Source organism: Pseudoalteromonas sp. SG43-6, assembly GCF_014164365.1.
Taxonomy (GTDB): Bacteria; Pseudomonadota; Gammaproteobacteria; order Enterobacterales; family Alteromonadaceae; genus Pseudoalteromonas; species Pseudoalteromonas rhizosphaerae.
On the sequence record NZ_JACJEZ010000017.1, the window covers coordinates 81,542 to 88,821 of the forward strand.

General features: G+C 40.4%; 6 protein-coding genes. 2 read left to right on the plus strand and 4 right to left on the minus strand.

The genetic code is table 11. The features are described from left to right. The first annotated feature begins 111 nt into the window (after positions 1 to 111). Both H5201_RS09310 and H5201_RS09315 read left to right on the plus strand, forming a co-directional pair. Positions 112 to 711: a hypothetical protein gene (locus tag H5201_RS09310; protein ID WP_182784358.1), complete on the plus strand. Its 600-nt coding sequence runs from the start codon at positions 112 to 114 to the stop codon at positions 709 to 711. Positions 712 to 838: 127 nt separating this feature from the next. Further along, positions 839 to 1,867 (plus strand): DUF2804 domain-containing protein, encoded by a 1,029-nt coding sequence (locus H5201_RS09315; protein ID WP_182784360.1) that lies wholly within the window; start codon positions 839 to 841, stop codon positions 1,865 to 1,867. 545 nt (positions 1,868 to 2,412) lie between these two features. Here the strand turns inward: H5201_RS09315 and H5201_RS23155 are convergent. The 4 genes from H5201_RS23155 to glnD all read right to left on the minus strand — a co-directional run bounded on the left by H5201_RS23155 (position 2,413) and on the right by glnD (position 7,120). Beyond that, entirely contained in the window at positions 2,413 to 2,886 is a 474-nt protein-coding gene (locus tag H5201_RS23155) for a hypothetical protein (RefSeq protein ID WP_259398829.1), read from the minus strand. 76 nt (positions 2,887 to 2,962) lie between these two features. Then, positions 2,963 to 3,424, minus strand: coding sequence for a hypothetical protein (locus tag H5201_RS23160; RefSeq protein WP_259399466.1), 462 nt, complete (start codon positions 3,422 to 3,424; stop codon positions 2,963 to 2,965). Positions 3,425 to 3,664: 240 nt separating this feature from the next. Continuing rightward, positions 3,665 to 4,492 (minus strand): 2,3,4,5-tetrahydropyridine-2,6-dicarboxylate N-succinyltransferase, encoded by an 828-nt coding sequence (gene dapD, locus H5201_RS09325; protein WP_145240464.1) that lies wholly within the window; start codon positions 4,490 to 4,492, stop codon positions 3,665 to 3,667. Between the two features lie 9 nt (positions 4,493 to 4,501). Then, positions 4,502 to 7,120, minus strand: coding sequence for a [protein-PII] uridylyltransferase (glnD, locus tag H5201_RS09330; RefSeq protein ID WP_182740722.1), 2,619 nt, complete (start codon positions 7,118 to 7,120; stop codon positions 4,502 to 4,504). Positions 7,121 to 7,280 lie beyond the last annotated feature (160 nt).

Sequence of the window (7,280 nt, forward strand, 5' to 3'; positions counted from 1 at the left end):
AAGATTGAAGATTGAAGATTAATATCAGCCCGTTAAGTTACTTTAACGGGCTTTTTATTAACGGTTTTTATTTGTACACTCAAACCTATCATCAACTGCCATCACTTATAAATGCTAAAACATAAAAAACTTATTATCGCGTGCTTGCTGATATTATTGCCGTTGCTAGATAGTTTATTTATACCAACGGCTTTTGGGCTGCAATGGCATAATGCAAAAAGCATGTATTTACTCAGTGCTTATATGATGCCGATTAAATTAATATTGGTGACTATCGGTGGCTTTTTATTAGCAAGCCACGGTCATCCCCATCATGACGAGCCCCGAGTTTGGTATGCTAAATTATTTGATATCAGCTTTTTTATATTGGCAGGGATCCAATTTATTGTCCTAGCAATCATTAGTGCATTGTATCTAGTGCTTGGCACTCAAGCCGACGACTACCGGCAACAGGGGAATATTAGTGTGTATACCTCGGATGTTGGCGCGTTTGGCAAAGCAACGCATTATTTTTCTTATCAATGCACTGATAAAAATGGCTTTTATACTTTAACACCGATAGCCACCCTCGATTGGTTAGGGTCGTTCACATTTAGTGAAAAAGCGAATACCTTAATCATCAAGCATGACGATCACAGTGGTAAAGGCGAACAAATTAAACCAATAGATATCAGTGGATTTGGCTGTAATGTGTTAAGTTTTAAACGGTAAGCTTTAAGTTGCTCTGAGCTAAATTTAATATCAGCATGATAAATTTATATTATTTGCGTTTGTAGGTTTACTGTACGAGGTTAATAAGCGAATGATTGTATTTTAGATACTAAAGGAAGCTTTTTATATGGCTAAAAAAGAGTTGATCGACCAAGATGGACAAGTCGACTTTGGTATTTTTCCAGATGGAGTAGATGACATCAATTACTTGGATTTTGACCTGCGTAGTACTATGGGTAAATCCAGAAGTACGCTTTTTAAAAAGTTAAGCTTTAATCAATTTCAATTTATTAGTTTGAGTTGTGAGCAGTTAATTATTGGTTTAGCGATTGTTGATTTAAAAATTGCGAGTCACTGTTTTGTATATGTATACGACCCACAAACGACAGAATTCGATGAAGTCAGTTTTATCAGCTTACTGGCTTTAAATACGTGTATTGATAGCACACCAAACACCGGGCAAGCGACTTTTCGAAAAGGGCGTAACAGCGTAACTATTAATACAACCGCTAAGCCGCAAATACGCTCGGTAGAGGTAAATTTAAAGTCCGGGCTGAAAATTAGTGCCTGTATTGATGAATCGATAAATTATAACCCGCTTGCGGTGTGTGTTCGTGCCGGTTTTACAGGCTTTCATTTTACCCAAAAAACTGCCGCATTACCCTGTACTGGAACACTTCAGTGGCGTGGTAACAAATATGTATTTGAAGAGCTTAAAGTACTGGCAAGTGTTGATTGGAGCGCGGGTTTCATGCGTCGCGAAACCTTTTGGAACTGGGGGAGTTTAGCCTGCACATTAGCTGATGGCCGCCGCTTAGGTTTAAATTTAAGTGCGGGGGTTATTGAAACAGGTTTTACCGAAAACGCCTTGTGGCTCGATGGCACGCTTTATAAAATTGATATGGTCGATTTTCAATTTGAGCGCTATGGTAATGCTAAAGCAACGAGTAAATGGCGGCTGCGTTCAAACGACGGTATCATCAATTTATACTTCGAACCAATAGGTAAACGCCAAGATAAAACCAACTTAATTATTATCGCGACTAACTTCACTCAACACTTCGGCCGTTACTATGGTGAAATAACTCTTGCAGACGAAGTTATCACACTTAACGGCGAATGGGGATTTACCGAAGACCACTATGCGAAGTGGTAAAGAGTACTTAATACCAATCGATTTAAATATTTAACCATTCTAGCGAGCTAAATAAAGCGCTAACTGCGTTATAATTTTTTCAAGTAGAACAACTGCATGTCAAAATTTATGCCTTGTTATCACTGCATTTATCTGTGGCTATAAATGGTCAGTAACTTAACACGATTGGTATAACCTGACTATCGTTTAAAAATGAACTTAACATCTATCCCAAGATCAGCTCGTTGCCGCGCCACTAAATTCAATCGATTTGATCAACGACTATAGTGCTTAATACACTGCGTGATAAACCAAATCGAATCTTGTATTAGGTAAACACCGACAGCACCCAACGTGAGTAAAGTCGCGGCAGCTTGCAACAGCAAATGCTGCGACACATGCTTCGCCAGCAAGCCGTTGTTAAGGTAACTCCCCAGCAGTGAGCCAAGTCCCAAAAAAATCTCACTATAACCAAATTGCTCAGGCGTGAACCCCAGCGCTGCGAAATTAAATCTACCCAGTTGGTAATAAGAAAAAAGGGAAATGTTGTAAAGTGCCACCAACAATTACCACTGACATTTTTTAACTAACTCAAACCAAGAACGAGTAAACTTTTTAGGGAGGATTTTCTTTGGTGGTACGATAGGGACTTCGAGCTTTTTAGCAAAGTAACGGTGTACAAAGGTTTTCATTTGATCGCTTTCTAATTGCTCGTAAGCTATTTGCAATTGTGCTACGTCCTTTCGGCTAACATAATTTCCTTTAAGTTTTTTAAAACGCATTTCCAGCCACAGTAATAAAGCTTGTTTAGCCTCATTGGGAAAGGCATGGGTTAAAGTGGATGTGGGTCCGTATAATCTTTCAAAGTTTATTGTTTGATCTTGGATCAAAAATACCATTAACAGATTTAATCCTGCAGAAATTTGTCCCGCTCGCTTGTCAATAATTTGATAACGGCTTAAGGCACTACGAAAATAATGTTCAGCTTCTGGGATTTTATTCTCATCAAGTGCCAAATAGCCCAAGTTACTTTCTATCATGGCGACAACGTTAGGGAGGTTTAAACGCACCGTGAAATTATAGCTTTCGGCATATAGGTTACGCGCTTCGTCATTGTTATTTTGCCATAGCGACCAGTGCCATACTGTTGGTAAGCGTCAAGCGTTGACGATCATTTTCAGCGTATTTATAACCACATTGAAAACTTAGTTGGGCATCGTCTAAATACTCTGCATAGCGTAGCCAAATACCTAACGCACTCATAATAGACGTTATTCTCTTTTTGAAATAAGGGGCTTGCTGCTGACTAAATATCGCATCTACAGACTGATGAAGGCGGTCAAATTGGCTGGTCGGAACGGCTGCTCGGGCGTTAATAAGATGCCAACGAATAAATAACTCAGGTAAAACTTTATCGATATCGTCAAGATTTTCAAGAATAATAATAGATTGCGCTGGGTTGACCACAAGGTAGTCTTCAGCTTCGTTTAACTTATTTTCAAAAGTGCTTAGTTCAGTAGCAAAAGCTTGCTGAAAACCAAGTAACAGGAACCAACATATAACGAAAAGCCGTAACAACTTGATCTCAATTACTTAATGATGTAATTGATAATTATAGTTGCCGCAGTCATACAAATCAAAGCTAATAAACCAGAATAACTTCTTAGCTATCAAGTATGTTGTATTTAAAGGTGATATTTATCATAAAAGAGAAAATAACACAGATAGAAAAAGCCCTAGATCTATATAGATTTAGGGCTTTCATTTATTTACTGTTAATGTCAATCAGCTTATCGTTTAGAACTTTTCAGCTCTCTATTATTCGTCTATCGATCTCAATAATGCATTAATCCCTACTTTTTCGCGGGTTTGCTGATCTACTTTTTTCACGATAATTGCAGCGTATAAGCTGTGAGTACCGTCTTTTGATGGCAGTGCGCCTGGAACAACCACAGCACCTGCTGGTACGCGGCCGTAGTGGATCTCGCCAGTTTCGCGGTCGTAAATGCGAGTACTTTGGCTGATGTAAACACCCATTGAAATAACAGCGCCTTCTTCAACGATCACGCCTTCTACAATTTCAGAGCGTGCACCAATAAAACAGTTATCTTCAATGATAGTAGGATTGGCTTGTAATGGCTCTAAAACGCCACCTATGCCAACACCTCCTGACAAGTGTACGTTCTTACCAATTTGTGCACACGAGCCTACAGTGGCCCATGTATCAACCATAGTGCCATCATCAACGTAAGCACCAATGTTTACATATGATGGCATCAATACTACATTTTTACCGACAAAGCTGCCTTTACGGGCAACAGCGTTTGGTACAACGCGCATGCCACCTTGCTGAAATTGCTCCGGTGTATAGTCGCTAAATTTAAGTGGTACTTTGTCATAAAACTGGTTTACGCCGTCGTTCATTGGTTGATTGTCACGAATACGAAACGACAGTAACACGGCTTTTTTTAGCCATTGATGGACAACCCACTCACCACTGATTTTTTCAGCAACGCGTGCGGCACCACTATCAAGTAGCTCAAGTACATCGATTATGGCTTGTTTTACATCACTAGGTACTGTGCTCGGGCTGATGCTATCACGGTTATCCCAGGCGTTTTCAATGGTGGTTTTTAAATCTGACATAAGATCCTCTTATTCGGTTTCTGCGTTGAGTTTTTTACGCAATGCTTGATGAATTTTTGCTTGTTCTTCGTCGGTAAGAGCTTGGTATTCGTTATTCGATACCACGAAGAAATCTTCTGCACGTTCACCTACGGTGGTGATCCGCGCGGCGTGTATATGTAATAAATGGGCTTGAAACACTTCGGCAATTTTGGTTAATAAGCCAGGAATATCTACCGCTTGAATTTCGATTAAGCTGCGGTCTTTACGCGGGTGAGGGCGCAGGATAATTTTTGGTTTAATATTAAAATCTTTAAAGCGTTGTGAGCGGTTCTTTTTAAAGCGAATTTTCTTTTTCGGATCAGCAAGCGCTTGATCAAGGCCGCGTTTGATTGACTGCGCTTGAGCGCTGGCAATCGGGTCGCCACTGACTTCAAGTACGACAAAGCTAAACAGCACATAGCCGTCGCGAGTGGTGAGCACTTGAGCATGTTGAATTTGCGCTTTTTTAGAGCCGATCACACTTACTAAACGGGCAAATAAACCGCCGGAGTAGGGGCTATAAACAAAAATCTGTGTACCGCCGTGCATGGCTGTATTTGATACCGCAACACTGGGTTGGCTTAAATCAACGCAGTTTAGTAAATGTTCGGTGTGCCATGATAGTTGTTGTTCACTAAAGGCCGTAAAGTAATTTGCTTTAAAACGGCTCCAAATTAAATCAATCTGATTTTCATCATAGCCATTGTTGATTAACCGTTGTTTGGCTTGATGCTTTTTATCGCGAATTTGGTCGCGCTGATCCATAGGATTTTCAAGGCCTAACCGTAACGCCCTTTGAGTATGCAGGTAAAGCTCACGCAACAAGGTGTTTTTCCAATCATTCCACAAGTTGTCGTTAGTGGCGCGAATATCTGCGACGGTTAAGCAGTATAGATAATCAAGTTGTCGTTCGGTTTTAACTCGAGTAGCAAAGTCTTTGATCACATCTGGGTCATTAATATCTTTACGCTGTGCAGTTACAGACATAAGTAAATGGTTACTAACTAGCCAAGCAATCAATTTGCCATCGGAAGTTGAAAAACGGTGTAATTTGGCAAAAGCAATGGCATCAACAGCACCGAGTTCTGAGTGATCGCCGCCACGGCCTTTGGCAATGTCATGGAAGATGCCTGCTAAATACAGTAGCTCGGGCTTGTCCATGCGGGTGACTATTTCACAACAAATAGGAAACTCACTGACGTTTGCTTTATCAAAATATTGATAAATGTTATTGATCAACTTATGAGTATGTTCATCCACAGTATAAGCGTGAAATAAGTCAAATTGCATCTGTCCAAAAATGTTTCGCCACTGGGGTAAATAAGCGGCAAGCATGCCGTGCTTGTGCATTAAAGTAAATGCACGGCCCATGCCGTTAGGGTGTTTAATTAGCCGTAAAAAGGCTTCACGACAGGCGGCATAATCTTGCAAATCTCCTAACAGACGACGGCGCACTTGGCGGATGGTACGGATAGTACTTGGGTAAATATGGGTAATTTCAGGGTTATCGGCAATATGTTCGAACAATACAAATAGTTGATCACGGCGAAAGAACACGGACGGATTTTTTACCCTAATTTGATGGCCAACACGTTCGAAATTACGATCGAGTTCAACCACTGCTTGTTCGTTACTTTCCGGTAAAATGCTTTGTTCAAAATATGATAACAACATTTGATTTAGCTCACGGACCCGGCTCATGATCCTAAATAATCGCTTCATCATCCGCTCAACTGAGGCTTTACCATCGCTACCAAAGCCAAGTAAATCAGCGGCCAGTGGTTGATGATCAAATAACAACCGGTTCTCAGAGCGTCCAGCCGCTAAATGCAGCGCAAAACGGATATTCCAGAGATTTTCTAAACACTCTAGGAGCTCTTGGTATTCTTCATGAGTGAGATAGCCGTGGCTAATAAGCTCTTGTAAGGTTTCGGCTCTAAAATGTTTTTTAGCAACCCAAATGATGGTTTGCAGATCTCGCAGGCCTCCGGGATTTTCTTTGATATTTGGTTCGAGGTTGTATGCTGTACCGTGACATTTTTTATGACGCAGTTGTTGCTCATGTACTTTTGCTAAAAAGAATTCGTCAGAGTGCCATACAGGCGTATCAAGAATATGCTCTTTGAGTTTTTCATATTCAATGTGATTACCGAACAGTAGTCGACTTTCAAGCAAGCTAGTGGCAAAAGTTACGTCGGCACGTTTTTGCTCAATCGCTTGCTCAATGGTACGCACACTGTGGCCAATTTCTAAATTAAGATCCCATAGCATGGTCACAAATTGGCCGATTTTTTCACACACTGCATCACTAGGTTGCTCAGTAACTAGCAGTAAAAAATCGATATCTGAATAGGGGTGCAGCTCACCGCGGCCGTAACCGCCAACGGCGATCAAGGCTAAATCTGGCTCATGGGCTAAATCATAAACATGAAACAGTTTAATCAGTAAGCGGTCGATAAACTCAGCCCGGGCATTAATCAAATTACCGACTGGCTGTTTTGAAAACTCGTTTTGTAACCATTTATAAAAATAAGTAGAACAATCGCGGTAATCGGTTAATTGCTCAGCATCGCTGAGCAATTTTTTAACTTTATTGGGTAATGCCACCTAGGCTCCGTATTATCTTAATAGCAGAAACAATTAGTAATGACCGTTTTTACACTAAATTAGCAAAAAATGCGAGAAATGAACACATTGTAATTATAACAAATTCTTGAGTAAAAAGTTGCAACGTTAACTAATTTAAAGAAGGCAGATTACGATAGAA